Origin of the sequence: Serratia sp. Tan611, from assembly GCF_905188235.1 — a bacterium.
Classification (GTDB): domain Bacteria; phylum Pseudomonadota; class Gammaproteobacteria; order Enterobacterales; family Enterobacteriaceae; genus Serratia_B; species Serratia_B rhizosphaerae.
The window spans coordinates 2,130,749-2,145,749 of record NZ_LR994655.1 but is presented as its reverse complement, the minus strand read 5'-3'; the positions used below and the strand labels follow the sequence as shown (position 1 = coordinate 2,145,749).

The window sequence follows — 15,001 nt, the reverse complement described above, 5'->3', positions numbered from 1 at the left end:
GACGATGAAAACCATTTACGTGCTTAACGGCCCCAACCTCAACCTGCTGGGCAACCGCGAACCGGAAACCTACGGCCATGACACGCTGGCCACTATCGAAGCGCTATGCCGCCGGACGGCCGCCGAGCTGAATGTGGAACTGGTATTTCTGCAGACCAACCACGAGGGGCAGATGATCGACTGGATCCAGGAGACGCGCGGCAAGGCGCAGGCGCTGGTGATCAATCCGGCTGCCTGGACCCACACCTCGGTGGCGATTCGTGACGCCGTCACCGCTGTCGCCCTGCCGCTGTTTGAAGTGCATATCACCAATGTGCACAAGCGCGAACCGTTCCGCCACCACTCCTACCTGTCCGATGTGGCGCACGGCGTGATCTGCGGCTTTGGCATTCAAGGCTACCGCTACGCGCTGATGCAGGCCGCCAGCCTGCTTTAACCGATACCGGCACACTGCGCGCGCAGGCTGTCGATCAGCGCCTGCGCCGCCGGCGAATGCAGGCTGCCGGTACGGAACGTCAGGCCGATGGCGCGGCCGGTGTTGGGCAGCGCCATCGGCAGCTGCACCAACTCCCCCGACGCCAGTTCATGCTCCAGCTGGTGCGCCGACACCGCCGCCAGCATATCTGAATTGAGCAACAGCCCGCGCACCAGCGCCAGATCGCCGGTTTCCACCACCGGCGACGGCGGCGGCATCGCCATCGCCAGAAAGCAGTCGTCCAACAGACGCCGCGCCGGGGTGGCCGAGCGCGGCAGCACCCAGCGCGCGCCCTTCAGCTGCGCCGGCTGCAGCCCGGCCTGCGCCAGCGGATGACCACGACGCGCCAGCAGCACCATCTCTTCGGTAAACAGCGTTTCGCTGTACACATCCGCCGCATAATCGCTGGCGCGTAACGCGCCAAAAATAAAATCGATATCGCCGGAGCGTAATTCAGACGCCAGCGCGGAAAACGCGCTCTCGTTGGTCACCACGCTGACGCCAGGATAGCGCGAGGTCAGCTGGACAATCGCCTGCGGCAGCAGCCGGGTACGCCCCAGCGGCAGCGCGCCGACCCGCACCGCGCCGGTCAGCACCCCGCGCCGGGCGGCGATATCCGCCGGAATATGGTGCAGCTCATTGAGCGCACGCCGGATGTTGGCCTCAATTTCCCGTCCGGCCAGCGAAGGCACCATGCCGTGCGGCGTCCGCTCCAGCAGCGGCGTGCCGACGCCGTTTTCCAGCACCTTCAGCGCAGCACTGATCGCCGGCTGGCTCAGGCCCAGCAGCGTCGCCACGGTCTGCATATGCCGCGTTTCACACAGGCAGACGAAAATCTGCAGCCGGCGTACGTTAAACAGGTACAGCGGTTCGCTGTCGGTACGCGCCGCCCCTTTACCCAGCAGACGCGCCAGCAGCGCCGGCACCTGATGCAGTTCCGCAATCGCCCGCCGCGCGCGCGGCAGCACGCACTTGCCGAAATCGGTCAGCAGCATGCCGCTGGCATGACGCTCAAACAGCGGCACCGCCAGTTTTTGCTCCAGATCGCGAATCGACCGGGTGATGGCCGACTGTGTTCTGAATAACTCATCGGCGGCGCGCGAAACGCTGCCCTGCGTGACAACCTGGCTGAATGCTCTGATTTGCATCAGGTTTGTCAGCGCGTCTTCTTCATAGTCCATGCTCAACCTCCCGGACGGCGATGCAGGCAATATAAATAAAACGCATACCTGCTGCAATCAAATGAATTATCCGCCGACGCGGGAAACTGACAGCATGAGCTCACTCCAATCAGCCAAGGAATCCGAACATGAGTGAGATAACCGCAAACAAAACCGCCCTGGTGGTCAGCGCCCATTCCGCCGACTTTGTCTGGCGCGCCGGCGGCGCCATTGCGCTGCACGGTCAGCAGGGTTATCAGGTGCATATCGTCTGTCTGTCGTTCGGCGAGCGTGGCGAATCGGCCAAGCTGTGGCGCAAAGGCGAGATGACCGAGCAAAAAGTGAAGGCCGCCCGCCGGGAAGAAGCCTGCGCCGCCGCCGAAATCCTCGGCGCCAGCATCGAATTCTTCGATATGGGCGACTACCCGCTGCGCGCCGATAAAGAGCATCTGTTCCGCCTGGCGGACGTGTTCCGCCGGGTGCAGCCGCACTTTGTGCTGACCCACTCGCAAAAAGATCCGTACAACTACGATCACCCGCTGGCCTGCAACCTGACGCAGGAAGCGCGCATTATCGCGCAGGCGGAAGGCTACCGGCCGGGCGAGCCGATCGTCGCCGCGCCGCCGGTGTACCTGTTTGAACCCCACCAGCCGGAGCAGTGTGAATGGAAACCGGACGTGCTGCTGGATATCACCTCGGTATGGGATAAAAAATATCAGGCAATTCAGTGCATGGCCGGCCAGGAACACCTGTGGGAGTACTACACCCGCGTCGCCCAGCAGCGCGGCGTACAGGCCAAGCGCAACGTCGGCATCGCCAGCGGCAAAAACATCGTGTATGGCGAAGGCTATCAGAGCATTTTCCCGCGGGTGACGGAGGATCTGGCATGAGCATCATCGGTAAAAAAGGCGTGGTGGTGCGTTCTGTCCCGCGCAGCAGCGACGCCACGCTGGCGGCGCTGGCGGCGTTCGGCGTCGCCACGGTGCATGAGGCGCAGGGTCGCAAAGGGCTGCTCGATCCGGCCATCCGGCCGATTCAGCAGGATCGCGGGATCGCCGGCAATGCGGTCACCGTGCTGGCGGCGCCGGGCGATAACTGGATGTTCCACGTGGCGGTCGAGCAGTGCCGGCCGGGCGATATTCTGGTGGTGGCGCCGACCTCCCCCTGTATCGACGGCTACTTCGGCGATCTGTTGGCCACCTCGCTGCAGGCGCACGGCGTGCGCGGGCTGGTGGCCGATCTGGGAGTGCGCGACACCCGCACGCTGCGTGAAATGGGCTTCCCGGTCTGGTCGCGGGCGGTGTATGCGCAGGGCACGGTGAAAGAGACGCTGGGGTCGGTCAATGTGCCGCTGGTGTGCGCCGGGCAGCTGATTTATCCGGGCGATGCGGTGGTCGCCGACGATGACGGCGTGGTGGTGGTGCGCCATGCCGAGGCCGAAGCGACGCTGGCGGCCAGCCGCCGCCGCGCCGAGCTGGAGGAGAGCAAGCGCCTGCGGATGGCCAACGGCGAGCTGGGGCTGGATATTTACCAGATGCGACCGCGTCTGGCGGAAAAAGGCCTGACCTACTACGACTCACTGGACCAGTTGGAGGAGTAACATGCGCCAACGTCGGATCCCCTGCCTGCTGATGCGCGGCGGCACCTCAAAAGGCGCATTCTTTCTGGCGGACGACCTGCCGTCACAGCCGGCGGCGCGCGACCGCGTACTGCTGGCGGCGATGGGCTCGCCGGATATCCGTCAGATCGACGGCCTCGGCGGCGGCGATCCGCTGACCAGCAAAGTGGCGATCGTCAGCCGCTCGCAGCGCGCAGACGCCGACGTCGACTATCTGTTCGCTCAGGTCAACGTCGACCGCCCGGTGGTGGATTACGGCCAGAACTGCGGCAATATTTTGGCGGCGGTCGGGCCGTTCGCCATCGAGCGCGGCCTGGTGGCCACCGACGCGGCGTTCACCGAAGTGCGCATCTTTATGCAGAACACCGGCCAGGTGGCGGTGGCGCGCATCCCCACGCCGGACGGCGAGGTGCGCTACGACGGCGATCTGTCCATCGACGGCGTGCCCGGCAGCGCCGCCGAAATTGTGCTGACCTTCCGCGATATCGCCGGCTCCAGCTGCGGCGCTCTGCTGCCGACCGGCCGGGCCTGCGACCAGATTGACGGCGTGGCGGTCACCTGTATCGACAACGGCATGCCGGTGGTACTGCTGCGCGCAGCGGATCTCGGCCGCAGCGGCTACGAAAGCCGCGACCAGCTGGATGCCGACCAACAGCTCAAACAGCGGCTGGAGCACATTCGCCTGCAGGCCGGCCCGCTGATGAACCTGGGCGACGTCAGCCAGCGCAGCGTGCCGAAAATGACCCTGCTGGCCGCGCCGCACGCCGGCGGCGCCGTCAGCAGCCGCACCTTTATTCCCCACCGCTGCCACGCCTCGATCGGCGTACTGGGCGCGGTCAGCGTCGCCAGCGCCTGTCTGCTGGCGGGCAGCGTGGCGCAGCCGCTGGCTCAGGCAGGCGACGATGAACAGCAGCGCGTCAGCGTGGAGCATCCCAGCGGCGAATTCAGCGTCTTGCTGACCCGCACGCCCGCCGGCGAACTGACACAGGCCGGCCTGCTGCGTACCGCCCGGCTGATTTTCGCCGGTGAGGTGTGCATTCCCGGCGCGATCTGGCCGGCCTAACCATAGGGAGAAACTGATGACCACCTTTACCCCACGGGTCACGCTGATCGGCTTCGGTGAAGTCGGCAGCATTCTGGCTCAGGCACTGAGCGCTCAGGGCGCATGCGTTACCGCCTATGACCAGCACATTACGCCGGCGATGCTCGCCACCGCCGAGCGCTGCGGCTGCACGCTGACCGAACAACTGCCGGCGGCGCTGGCCGACGCCGAGCTGATTTTTTCCGTCGTCACCGCCGCCAATACGCTGGCGGTCGCCACGCAGTGTGCTCCGCTGCTGCGCGCCGGCCAGTACTTTTTCGACCTGAACTCCGCCGCCCCCCATACCAAACGCGCCGCCGCCGCGGCGATTGAGCAAGCCAGCGACGCGCGCTATGTCGAGGTTGCGGTAATGGCGCCGGTGCCGCCCAAGCGGCTGCAAACGCCGCTGCTGCTGGGCGGCCCGGCGGCGGCCGAGGGCGGCGCACGGCTGCAGCCGTTAGGATTTAACGCCAGGATTCACAGCGATCGCATCGGCGAGGCCTCGGCGATCAAAATGTGCCGCAGCGTGATGATCAAGGGGCTGGAGGCGCTGACCGTCGAATGCCTGCACGCCGCCCGCCGCTACGGCGTCGAACGGCCGGTGCTCGATTCGCTGCACGCCAGTTTCCCGTCGCTGGGCTGGGACGAGCGACTGCCCCACTACCTGATTAGCCGGGTAGCGGAGCACGGGCAACGCCGCGCCGAGGAGATGGGGGAAGTGGTGAAAACGCTGCAGGACGTTGGCGTGGAACCGCACCAAAGCCGCGCGACGGTGTTATCGCAGCAGGGGCTGGTCGACGCGATGAAAGCGCAAAATATCCGCTATTCGCAACTGGAACCTTTCGTTTGGCAACAAGCACTTGAGGCGATCTACGGCAAATTGTGATCGGCATCAAATAACGATTTATTTTCGTTAAATTCACATTGTTAACAAACTAACAACAAAGTATTTTGAACCAAAAGGTACATAAAAACAGGACGCGCGGGCAAGCCGCAGCATGGTGACCCCGCCCGCACGCTCCGATGACTTCTCTCTTGGCACTGGAAAAACACCGTAATGAAAAAAATGCTCCTGTTAACCGGCGCGCTGCTCTCTGCCAGCGCCGGCCACGCCATGGCGGCGCCCGTCGCGCCGCTGACCAATCAGCAGGCCAATCAAGTGATCGACAACGTGCGCCACAGCCTGCAAACGCAGCATAGCGTCGGCTGCGTCGCCGTGGTGGATCGCGCCGGCCTGCTGCTGGCGTTCCAACGCTTTGACGGCGCGCCGCTCGGCTGTGTGGACGCCGCGCTCGGCAAGGCGCGCACCTCCGCTCTCTACCGCACGCCTTCACTGACGTTTATGCAACGGCTGCAAAACGGCGAAACCACCGTGCTCGCCATCCCGCATGCGGTGGCGCTCGGCGGCGGCTACCCGCTGACGCTTGGCGGCGACGTGGTCGGCGCGGTCGGCGTCAGCACGCCAAAACAAGAGCTGGATAATCAGGCTTCGCAAACCGCCGCCTCCGCGCTGCAGTAACCCCTGCCAAAAGGAACCTTTCTATGATCGCTCTTTCACGCCGCCGGCTGGTGCTCGGCTCGGCGGGGTTGCTGGCGGCCGGCGTCCTGGCGCAAAACCTGTTGGGACGTGCCGCGCTGGCGGTGCCTGACGCCGCATCGCTGCCGGACGCTTTTCTCACCGTCTCTCGTTCGCTGACCGGTATGCCGCTGCCCGACCCGCAGCTGGCGCAGCGGCTGTATCAGGCGCTGCTGCCGCGCTTCCCGCAGCTGAATCCGCTGCTCGACGCGCTGGCAACGCTGCTGCAGCAACACGGCACCCAGGACGGCGCAGCCCTGCAACAACAGCTGAAACAGCATGCCGCACCGCTGACGCGCCTGTATCACGCGTTGATCGGCGGCTGGTATCTCGGCGTTATCGGCGATGCCGCCCAGCCTGAATGCATCGCCTTCGAAAACATCGTCAGCTATCAACTGGTGCGCGACTCATTAACGCCCCCCAGTTACTGCCCGGGCGAGCCAAATTTCTGGATCCGACCGCCGCATAAGGAGAATAATCATGCCTGATTCATTAAGTGCCGACGTGGTGGTCATCGGCGCCGGTATTGCCGGCTCGCTGGCGGCATTAAAGATGGCGCAGGCCGGCGCCTCGGTGCTGATGCTGGAGTCCGGCCCGGAGATTAAACGTGACAACGCGGTGGAGCTGTTCCGCAACTCGCCGTTCAAGGGCGACTTTACCGAGCCGTTTCCGCCGCAGCCCTGGGCGCCGCAGCCCAAATTCGTACCGAGCGATAACAACTACCTGATCCAAAAAGGGCCGGACCCCTACCGCGCCCAGTATCTGCGCGGTATCGGCGGCACCACCTGGCACTGGGCCGGGCAGGCGTTCCGCCTGCTGCCGAACGATATGCGCCTGCAGAGCCTGTACGGCGTAGGCCGCGACTGGCCGATCGGTTACGCCGATCTGGAGCCTTACTATTGCGAGGCCGAATACCAGATGGGGGTTTCCGGCGACAGCGATCTGGACTCGCCGCGCTCGCGCCCTTACCCGCTGCCGGGGATCCCGCTGCCTTACGGATTTGAACGGATTAAACAGCGCGTCGCCGGGCTGGGTTATGAGGTCGGCATCGGCCCGCAGGCGCGCAACAGCGTTCCCTACGACGGTCGCCCGGCCTGCTGCGGTAATAACAACTGTATGCCGGTCTGCCCGATCGACGCCCAGTATCACGGCGGCATCTCCGCCCGCAAGGCGCTGGAGGCCGGCGTGCGCATCGTCGCCAATGCGGTGGTGTACCGTATTGAGGCCGACGACAAGGGTAATATCGTGGCGGTGCACTATCTGGATCGCAATAAACACAGCCACCGGGTCAGCGGCAAACGCTTCGTACTGACCGCCAACGGTATTGAAAGCCCGAAAATCCTGCTGCTGTCCAGCAGCGAGCGTTATCGCCACGGCATCGCCAACAGTTCCGGCATGGTCGGCCGTAATCTGATGGATCATCCGGGCAGTTCGGTAGAATTTTACGCCGACGAACCGGTATGGTTCGGCCGCGGGCCGATGCGGCCCGGCAGCATCAACAACCTGCGCGACGGCGCGTTCCGGGCGCAGCGTTCAGCCCTGCGGGTCGATCTGGCCAACACCTCGCCGGTGCGCTACCTCACCGAGCGCCTGATCCGTCAGGGCTATTACGGCAAGGCGCTGAATGAAAAGCTGGCGTTCCAGTCCGAACGCTACGTACAGCTGAAATGCCTGCTGGAGATGCTGCCCGAGCCGGAAAACCGCGTGCAGCTGAGCAAAACCGAGAAAGACGCCTGGGGCATCCCCAAACTGGAAGTCTACTACCGCTTTCCGGAGTATGTGCACCGCGGCTACGACCAGTCGATGGTCGACTTCCGGCGTATCGTCAAACAGATGGGCGGCAGCGAGGCGCTGTACAGCCGGCGCGGCGTTTATGACAACAACCAGCACATCACCGGCACCATGATGATGGGGCGCGATCCGCGCGATTCGGTGGTTGACGGCGACTGCCGCAGCCACGACCACCCCAACCTGTTTATCGCCGGCACCGGCATCATGCCTTCCGCCTCCACGGTCAACTCGACGCTGACCGGCGTGGCACTGGCGCTGCGCATGGCGGACAGCGTGCTGAGCAGTCTGCAGGGAGGCATGGCATGAAGAAGACGCTACTGGCGCTGTTTCTCAGCGCCGCGCCGCTGTGGGCGCACGGTGACGATGCGCTGATCAAGCGCGGCGAGTATCTGGCGCGCGCCGCCGACTGCACCGCCTGCCATACCGCGCCGGGCGGCCCGGCGTTTGGCGGCGGCTATCCGGTCAGCACGCCGTTCGGCGTGATTTACGGCAGCAATATCTCCGCCGACAAGCAGTTCGGCATCGGTAACTGGAGCGATGACGAATTCGTCGCGGCAGTGCGCGACGGCGTGGGTAAAAACGGCCAGCAGCTCTACCCGGCGATGCCGTACGACGCCTTCACCAAAATGAAGCGCGACGACGTGCTGGCGATCAAAGCCTACCTGCTGGCGCAACCGGCGGTGCATCAGGCAACGCCGCGCACCGATCTGGCCTTCCCGTTCAACCAGCGCTGGGGCATGCGGTTATGGAAGCTGTTTAACTTCAGCGCCGGCGAACTGCGGCCGGACCCGGCCAAAAGCGACGAATGGAACCACGGCCGCTATCTGGTGGAAGCGCTGGCGCACTGCGGCACCTGCCATACGCCGCGCACTCTCACCATGGGGATGGACGAGGACAACGCCTTTGCCGGCGGCGACCTCGGCGGCTGGACGGCGTATAACATCACGCCGGATAAACGCGCCGGCATCGGCAGTTGGTCGCAGCAGGAGCTGGTCGACTACCTGAAAACCGGCAACGTCGCCGGGCGCGCCTCGGCCGCCGGGCCGATGGCGGAGGCCATCGAGCACAGTCTGCAATACCTGCCGGACAGCGATCTGCACGCCATGGCGACCTATCTGCGCAGCGTAAAGCCCATCGCCGATGATGCACAGCGCAAGGCCCGCGACGCCTGGGGACAGCCGACGCAGGACTACCTGACGCTGCGCGGCGGCAATGGCGGCGAGGCCTCCGGCGCGGCGCTGTTCAACCGCCACTGCGCCAGCTGTCACGGTGCCGACGGCGCCGGCAAGGGGAGCGGTTTCCACGCCTATCCATCGCTGCTGCATCACGGCAGCACCGGCGCCGCGGACAATAAAAACCTGGTGGCGGTGATCCTCGGTGGCGTACAGCGGCATATGCAGCAGGGGGAAATCCTGATGCCGGCCTTCGCCGGCGAGCTGAGGGATGACGAGGTGGCGACGCTGAGCAACTACGTCAACCGCCAGTTCGGCAACCCTGCGGCGGCCAACGCCAGCGCCGAACAGGTGGCGCGCCAGCGGCAGGATGCCAATCTGCCGCAGCCGCCGACGGTGCTGCAGGGCGACCGGCCGTAAGCACGGCATTTTTGCGCCCCCTCAACCGGAGGGGGCCAGAACCAGCCATGCCATGTTGCATGCCCTACACATTCAAAGTATGAAGGCCTCTTGCGTCAGTTCTTGCGTCACGCCGACCAGCTGAATTTGGAACAGCTCCGCACTCGGTTCAACGAAGGGATCCACTTCAACGTTGGTGCCTTCTGCCGTATGCTCCAGCCGCACTTCCTTGCCATTGCCGCTGAACGGCTGATAGCCGATAAAGGTCAGGTCGCTGTCTACCTCCCAGCCGATCAAGTTATCATAGTATTCATAGCCGCTCTCATTGAGCTCACTGAGGTCAATCTTATCTTGTTCCTGCTCGTTGAAGGTGAAATCGGTGATAATGTCGGGATCTTTAGCGCTGGTAGCGCCAACCCACTCATATAAAAAGACATCATTACCGCTGCCGCCGGTCAGCGTATCACCACCGGACGAGGAAGAGAGCAGCAAATCATTGCCGGCCCCGCCGTCGAGGTTAAAATGGGTGCCTAACTGGCCAATGTTATAGCCGGGAAACGGCTCATTCACGATATAAATTTTATCGTCCCCGTCATCACCGTATAAACGCCCATTATCCGTGGGCGTCTGCAGCAACAGTTCGACGCTAATCAGATCGTTGCCCTCATCGCCATGCACCAGATTGTTCTCACCCATCGGCGTTATCCAATCATCGCCGGCGCCGCCGTAGATGACATCGTCTTCCGGCATAATCTCTCTTGGGGGATCGTCGATGCCATAATGAATACCCCAGTATATGCCGTAGTTAAAATCGATGCGGTCATTGCCATCGCCGCCAAACACCGTGTTGTGCCCATGCACATCCAGCCCGGCGTCAACCCGGTCATCCCCGTCGCCCATAAAGATCGTGCTGCTCTCGGTCATGCGCAGAGAATCGTTGCCCGCGCCGGCAAAAACCGTTGCGTTATCGCCGGTGTAAATTTCATCATCGCCGCTGCCGGAAAATACCGTATCGGCATCATTTTCCGGCGTACCAAGCTTGATAATGTCATTGCCAGCAAAACCAAACACCCAATCCTTACCGTTGCTCCCTTTCAGGAGGTCATCTCCCTCGCTGCCCAGGATAATATTGGGTATTTGTGGCAATAATGCGCCGATACCCTCGCGTATCGTATTGTCTTCCAGCCAAGGCAACGTTGTTAATTTCATATTATTCATGACGATACCCTTATTTCTCGTATAACGTTATGAGGCATTCCCCTACATGGCGTACTGGCCCAAGCACGCCTTACAGCATGCGGGGGGCATCCTCTGCTCAATGGTTCTCCATAGAGAGAGGGTATAGACCAAGCTGTACACAAAATAAACTATTCGCCATGCCGGTTTGTTAAGCCGGACACGTAATCATCCTTAACTGCGACTTTTCCTATACTTTTTGTCGGCTGCCCCGGTCAATCGTTCCCTCGATCACAATCGAGACAGCCCATTGTTAACTCATCGACAAAACGTGCAATCATTGAGCCATCACGTCTCCCCCGATGACTGAGGTTAAGGATCAGCATGACAGCAAACTCCGCAGTGATGGACAGCCGCCGCTCACGTCAGGCGCTGTTGGCCGGTTCGGTCGGCAACTTTATTGAGTGGTACGAATTTGGCGTGTACGGCTTTCTGGCCACGGTGATCGCCGCCAACTTCTTCACCCTGCAAGGCGAAAATGCCGTTACCAGCCTGATCCTCGCCTATGCCGCCTTTGCGCTGGCGTTTTTCTGCCGTCCCATCGGCGCGGTGATTTTTGGCCGCATCGGCGATCGTATCGGCCGGCGGCCGACGCTGATCGTGGTGGTGCTGCTGATGACGCTGACCACCGCGCTGATCGGCGTGATGCCGACTTATGCGTCAATCGGCGTCGCCGCCCCGCTGCTGCTGACGCTGCTGCGTATGCTGCAGGGGCTGTCCGCCGGCGGTGAGTTCGGCGGTGCGGTCGCACTGCTGACCGAGTTCGCCCCGCCCGGCAAACGTGGCCGCTTCGGCGCCTGGCAGTCGCTGACCGTGGCGCTCGGGCTGCTGGCGGGCGCCGGGCTGGTGGCGTTGCTCAGCGCGCTGCTCAGCCACGAGCAGCTGCACGATTGGGGCTGGCGCATCCCGTTCCTGCTGGCGCTGCCGCTCGGCGTGCTGGCGCTGTGGCTGCGGCTAAAACTGGAGGAGACGCCCAGCTTCACCCGGGCGCAGCAACAGCCCGCCGCCGCCGAGCGCCCGGCGTCCGCCGCGCCGCTGGTCGTGGTCAAAACCATAACCGTCGGCATTGGCCGGATGATGGGCTGGTCGGCCGCCGGCTACACCTTTCTGGTGGTGATGCCCACCTATCTGCAAACTTCGCTGCACGCCACGCTGCAACAGGCGTTGGCGGCCACCGTGCTGGCCAACGTCGGTTTTGCCCTGACCATTCTGCCGGCCGGTATCCTCAGCGATCGGCTGGGGCGTAAAACGGTGATGATCGGCGCCATCAGCGCGGTGATCCTGTTTACCTTTCCGCTGCTGCATCTGCTGCAGGACGTCGGCGCGGCGCTGTGGCAAAAAGGTGCGGCGGTGCTGGTGGCCGGCGCGGTGGTCGGGCTACTGGCCGGCCCCGGCCCGGCGATGCTGGCAGAGATGTTCCCTACCCGAGTGCGCTATACCGGACTCGGGCTGGCTTATTCGCTGTCCAACGCGGTGTTCTCCGGCTCCGCCGGGCTGATTATCACCGGTCTGATTCGTGAAACCGGCAATATCGATATTCCGGCCTATTACGTGGTGGCTACCTCACTGATCAGCCTGCTGGCGCTGATGACGCTGCGGCGCGACGACCACCTGCGCCCGCTCGACGCGGCCTAACCCCTCAGCCGACCAGACGTGATAGCGATCACAACGCCAAAATGTTAACGTTAACTTTTGTGATTAACATCGCAATCATCGCGTAAGATGACTTCCAGCCAAACAAAGTTAACGTTAACAATCAGGCTATCTTCCTCCACCGGGGCATCATCGTGAACCGCAAAACAAAAAAATATTACTTTCTGTTGAGTGGCCTGCTGTTCTTCTTTTTCTTTACCTGGTCATCCAGCTTTTCGCTGATTTCACTGTGGCTGAGCCAAAAAATCGGCCTGAAAGGCGCGGAAACCGGACTCATCTTCTCTGCCATCTCGCTGGTGGCGCTGTGCGCCCAGCCGCTGTACGGTTTTATTCAGGACAAACTCGGCCTGCGCAAATACCTGCTGCAGTACCTCGGCGTAATGCTGCTGCTGACCGGCCCGTTTTTTATCTATGTCTACGCCCCGCTGCTGGCAAGCAACCTGCTGCTGGGCGCGCTGGTCGGCGGCGTGTTTATCGGCGCTACCTTCTATGCCGGCATCGGCGCGCTGGAGTCCTATACCGAGCGCGTCAGCCGCATCGTCGGCTTTGAATTCGGCCGCGCCCGCATGTGGGGCTCGCTCGGCTGGGCCAGCGCCACCTTTCTGGCCGGCTTTATCTTTAATATCGACCCGGACATCAATTTCTGGCTGGCGTCGGCGTCCGCAGTGGTATTCCTGCTGCTGCTCAGCCAGGTGCGCGAGCTGAAGGCCAACGCCATGGCCGAGCTGGAGTACGGCAAAGCGGAAAATCTGCGACTGCAGGACGCCGTGGCGCTGCTGCGCCTGCCCGGCTTCTGGGCGCTGGCAATCTTTGTACTCGGCATCAGCGTGTATAGCGTGTTCGACCAGCAGTTTTCGGTCTATTTCGCCGCCCAGTTCGCCACGCCGCAGCAGGGCAACGAGATGTACGGCTTTCTTAATTCACTGCAGGTATTTCTGGAGGCCGGCGGCATGTTCCTGGCGCCGTTGCTGGTTAACCGCATTGGCGCCAAGCAAGGGCTGTTGCTGGCAGGCGCCGTGATGACGCTGCGTATGCTCGGCTCCGGCCTGGTCAGCGGCGCGCTGCTGATTTCCCTGATGAAGCTGCTGCACGCCGTTGAACTGCCGATCCTGCTGATCGCCATTTTCAAATATATCGCCACGCGCTTCGACAGCCGCCTCTCCTCCACGCTGTATCTGGTGGGATTCCAGTTTATTACTCAGGTGATGGCCAGCTTTCTGTCACCGCTGGCCGGTTACGGCTATGACCGTATCGGCTTTGCCGACACCTACCTGCTGATGGGCGGCGTGGTCGCCGCCACCACCCTGCTCTCCTGCTGGCTGCTGCGCGGCGAAACCGCCGGCGGTAAGCACAACATTCATCCCTTAAGCGAGCCAAGCCAATGAAAGAACTCTTAGCCCAGGCCGATCACGCCGTAGAAAAACTGCGCGCCGCGCGTCAGGACGACCTGTATCCGCGTTTCCACCTGGCCGCCCAGGCCGGCTGGATTAACGACCCCAACGGACTGATTTTCATCAACGGGGTATACCATGCGTTTTATCAGCATCACCCCTTCGATGAAAATTGGGGGCCGATGCACTGGGGACACGCCACCAGCCGCGATCTGGTGCACTGGCAGCATCAGCCGATCGCACTGGCGCCCGGCGACGCCGACGACCGCGACGGCTGTTTCTCCGGCTGCGCAGTCGATGACCACGGCGTACTGACGCTGCTGTATACCGGCCATGTCTGGCTCGGCGAGCCGGGTGACGACTCGCAGCTGCGCGAGGTGCAGTGCCTGGCCACCAGCGAGGACGGCATCCATTTCACCAAGCACGGCGCGGTGCTGACGCCGCCGGCGGGCATCATGCACTTTCGCGATCCGAAAGTGTGGCGGCAAGATGAGCAGTGGTGGATGGTGGTGGGCGTCAAAGACAGCGATCTGGGCCAGGTATGGCTGTACCGTTCCGACGATCTGCGCGACTGGCGCTTTGAACGGGTGCTGGCCGCCGCCGAGCATGCCCGGCAGGGCTATATGTGGGAGTGCCCGGATTTCTTCCCGCTGGGGGAGCGCCAGCTGATGATTTTTTCCCCGCAGGGACTGGCGGCGCAGGGCTACCGCTATCGCAACCTCTTCCAGAGCGGCTACCTGCTCGGTAACTGGCAGCCGGGCGAGGCCTTTGAAGTGACCCAGCCGTTCAGCGAGCTGGATGCCGGGCACGACTTCTATGCGCCGCAGACCTTCACCGCCGCCGACGGCCGTCGCCTGCTGTTCGGCTGGATGGATATGTGGGAATCGCCGATGCCCAGCAAGGCGCACGGCTGGGCCGGCGCGCTGACGCTGCCGCGCGAACTGTCGCTCAGCGCCGCCGGGCAGGTGCGCATGCAGCCGGCGCGCGAACTGACGGCGCTGCGCCGCGAAGCACGGCAGTTTGACGCCGTGCGCTGCCGCAACCAGCGTCTGCCGCTGGGGGATGCGCTGCACGAACTGCTGCTGACGCTGGATCTGGCCGGCAGCGATGCCGAACGCTACGGCGTAAGCCTGGGCGACGCGGCGCGGCTGTATGTGGATAATCAGGCGCACCGGCTGGTGCTTGAGCGGTTCAGCGACGATCCGGCGCTGTGCGGCTGCCGCAGCGTGCCGCTGCCGGCCGGCGACCGTCTGCAGCTGCGGCTGTTTATCGATCGCTCTTCGCTGGAAGTGTTTGTCAATGACGGCGAAACCTGTCTGACCAGCCGCATCTATCCGCAGGACGGCGATTGCCGGCCCGGCCTGTTTGCCGAAAGCGGCGAGGCGCATTTCCCCGCGATCGCCGGCTGGACGTTGGACAGCATCTGGCAATAATCTGTGCGGCCCGCGC

Annotated in this window: 14 protein-coding genes; 12 read left to right on the top strand and 2 right to left on the bottom strand. The window is 63.1% G+C overall.

What is annotated here, in order from left to right:
- The first annotated feature begins 4 nt into the window (after window positions 1-4).
- Window positions 5-436, top strand: coding sequence for a type II 3-dehydroquinate dehydratase (aroQ, locus tag TAN611_RS10145; RefSeq protein WP_203067655.1), 432 nt, complete (start codon window positions 5-7; stop codon window positions 434-436).
- Here aroQ and TAN611_RS10140 read toward each other — a convergent pair.
- A complete protein-coding gene (locus tag TAN611_RS10140) occupies window positions 433-1,656 on the bottom strand; it encodes a LysR substrate-binding domain-containing protein (RefSeq protein ID WP_111737227.1) in 1,224 nt (407 codons plus the stop codon). The genes aroQ and TAN611_RS10140 overlap by 4 nt on opposite strands.
- A 128-nt stretch (window positions 1,657-1,784) precedes the next feature.
- Between TAN611_RS10140 and galB the strand changes: the two genes are divergently transcribed.
- The 8 genes from galB to TAN611_RS10100 all read left to right on the top strand — a co-directional run bounded on the left by galB (window position 1,785) and on the right by TAN611_RS10100 (window position 9,293).
- On the top strand, window positions 1,785-2,525 hold the full coding sequence (gene galB / locus TAN611_RS10135) for a 4-oxalmesaconate hydratase (protein WP_111737228.1): 741 nt from the start codon (window positions 1,785-1,787) through the stop codon (window positions 2,523-2,525).
- Window positions 2,522-3,235, top strand: coding sequence for a 4-carboxy-4-hydroxy-2-oxoadipate aldolase/oxaloacetate decarboxylase (locus TAN611_RS10130; protein ID WP_105230810.1), 714 nt, complete (start codon window positions 2,522-2,524; stop codon window positions 3,233-3,235). Before galB ends, TAN611_RS10130 begins: the two co-directional genes overlap by 4 nt.
- A gap of 1 nt (window position 3,236) precedes the next feature.
- Window positions 3,237-4,316, top strand: coding sequence for a 4-oxalomesaconate tautomerase (locus TAN611_RS10125; RefSeq protein ID WP_203067654.1), 1,080 nt, complete (start codon window positions 3,237-3,239; stop codon window positions 4,314-4,316).
- Between the two features lie 16 nt (window positions 4,317-4,332).
- Window positions 4,333-5,220 carry a DUF1932 domain-containing protein gene (locus tag TAN611_RS10120; RefSeq protein WP_105230808.1) on the top strand — a complete coding sequence of 296 codons (888 nt, stop codon included), beginning with the start codon at window positions 4,333-4,335 and terminating at the stop codon, window positions 5,218-5,220.
- A gap of 228 nt (window positions 5,221-5,448) precedes the next feature.
- On the top strand, window positions 5,449-5,853 hold the full coding sequence (locus TAN611_RS10115) for a heme-binding protein (RefSeq protein ID WP_234008652.1): 405 nt from the start codon (window positions 5,449-5,451) through the stop codon (window positions 5,851-5,853).
- 23 nt (window positions 5,854-5,876) lie between these two features.
- Window positions 5,877-6,398, top strand: coding sequence for a sugar dehydrogenase complex small subunit (locus TAN611_RS10110; protein ID WP_203067653.1), 522 nt, complete (start codon window positions 5,877-5,879; stop codon window positions 6,396-6,398).
- Window positions 6,391-8,007: a GMC family oxidoreductase gene (locus TAN611_RS10105; protein WP_105230805.1), complete on the top strand. Its 1,617-nt coding sequence runs from the start codon at window positions 6,391-6,393 to the stop codon at window positions 8,005-8,007. The genes TAN611_RS10110 and TAN611_RS10105 overlap by 8 nt, the downstream gene beginning before the upstream one ends.
- The gene (locus TAN611_RS10100) at window positions 8,004-9,293 is read left to right on the top strand and encodes a c-type cytochrome (protein WP_105230804.1); all 1,290 of its coding nucleotides are present in this window, start codon (window positions 8,004-8,006) and stop codon (window positions 9,291-9,293) included. Before TAN611_RS10105 ends, TAN611_RS10100 begins: the two co-directional genes overlap by 4 nt.
- 72 nt (window positions 9,294-9,365) lie before the next feature.
- Here TAN611_RS10100 and TAN611_RS10095 read toward each other — a convergent pair whose 3' ends face one another.
- On the bottom strand, window positions 9,366-10,490 hold the full coding sequence (locus TAN611_RS10095; RefSeq protein WP_160026849.1) for a calcium-binding protein: 1,125 nt from the start codon (window positions 10,488-10,490) through the stop codon (window positions 9,366-9,368).
- A gap of 342 nt (window positions 10,491-10,832) precedes the next feature.
- On the opposite strand from TAN611_RS10095, the gene TAN611_RS10090 reads away from it, so the two are divergent.
- The 3 genes from TAN611_RS10090 to TAN611_RS10080 all read left to right on the top strand — a co-directional run bounded on the left by TAN611_RS10090 (window position 10,833) and on the right by TAN611_RS10080 (window position 14,985).
- Window positions 10,833-12,143, top strand: coding sequence for an MFS transporter (locus TAN611_RS10090; protein ID WP_203067652.1), 1,311 nt, complete (start codon window positions 10,833-10,835; stop codon window positions 12,141-12,143).
- A 152-nt stretch (window positions 12,144-12,295) separates the two neighbouring features.
- Window positions 12,296-13,546 carry an MFS transporter gene (locus tag TAN611_RS10085; protein ID WP_187043260.1) on the top strand — a complete coding sequence of 417 codons (1,251 nt, stop codon included), beginning with the start codon at window positions 12,296-12,298 and terminating at the stop codon, window positions 13,544-13,546.
- Window positions 13,543-14,985, top strand: coding sequence for a glycoside hydrolase family 32 protein (locus tag TAN611_RS10080; RefSeq protein WP_203067651.1), 1,443 nt, complete (start codon window positions 13,543-13,545; stop codon window positions 14,983-14,985). The genes TAN611_RS10085 and TAN611_RS10080 overlap by 4 nt, the downstream gene beginning before the upstream one ends.
- Window positions 14,986-15,001 lie beyond the last annotated feature (16 nt).

Excerpts from the sequence above, each read along its gene's own strand:
- aroQ (WP_203067655.1), top strand. The coding sequence starts at position 5 with ATGAAAACCATTTACGTGCTTAACGGCCCCAACCTCAACCTGCTGGGC.
- TAN611_RS10140 (WP_111737227.1), bottom strand. The coding sequence starts at position 1,656 with ATGGACTATGAAGAAGACGCGCTGACAAACCTGATGCAAATCAGAGCA.
- galB (WP_111737228.1), top strand. The coding sequence starts at position 1,785 with ATGAGTGAGATAACCGCAAACAAAACCGCCCTGGTGGTCAGCGCCCAT.
- TAN611_RS10130 (WP_105230810.1), top strand. The coding sequence starts at position 2,522 with ATGAGCATCATCGGTAAAAAAGGCGTGGTGGTGCGTTCTGTCCCGCGC.
- TAN611_RS10125 (WP_203067654.1), top strand. The coding sequence starts at position 3,237 with ATGCGCCAACGTCGGATCCCCTGCCTGCTGATGCGCGGCGGCACCTCA.
- TAN611_RS10120 (WP_105230808.1), top strand. The coding sequence starts at position 4,333 with ATGACCACCTTTACCCCACGGGTCACGCTGATCGGCTTCGGTGAAGTC.
- TAN611_RS10115 (WP_234008652.1), top strand. The coding sequence starts at position 5,449 with ATGGCGGCGCCCGTCGCGCCGCTGACCAATCAGCAGGCCAATCAAGTG.
- TAN611_RS10110 (WP_203067653.1), top strand. The coding sequence starts at position 5,877 with ATGATCGCTCTTTCACGCCGCCGGCTGGTGCTCGGCTCGGCGGGGTTG.
- TAN611_RS10105 (WP_105230805.1), top strand. The coding sequence starts at position 6,391 with ATGCCTGATTCATTAAGTGCCGACGTGGTGGTCATCGGCGCCGGTATT.
- TAN611_RS10100 (WP_105230804.1), top strand. The coding sequence starts at position 8,004 with ATGAAGAAGACGCTACTGGCGCTGTTTCTCAGCGCCGCGCCGCTGTGG.
- TAN611_RS10095 (WP_160026849.1), bottom strand. The coding sequence starts at position 10,490 with ATGAATAATATGAAATTAACAACGTTGCCTTGGCTGGAAGACAATACG.
- TAN611_RS10090 (WP_203067652.1), top strand. The coding sequence starts at position 10,833 with ATGACAGCAAACTCCGCAGTGATGGACAGCCGCCGCTCACGTCAGGCG.
- TAN611_RS10080 (WP_203067651.1), top strand. The coding sequence starts at position 13,543 with ATGAAAGAACTCTTAGCCCAGGCCGATCACGCCGTAGAAAAACTGCGC.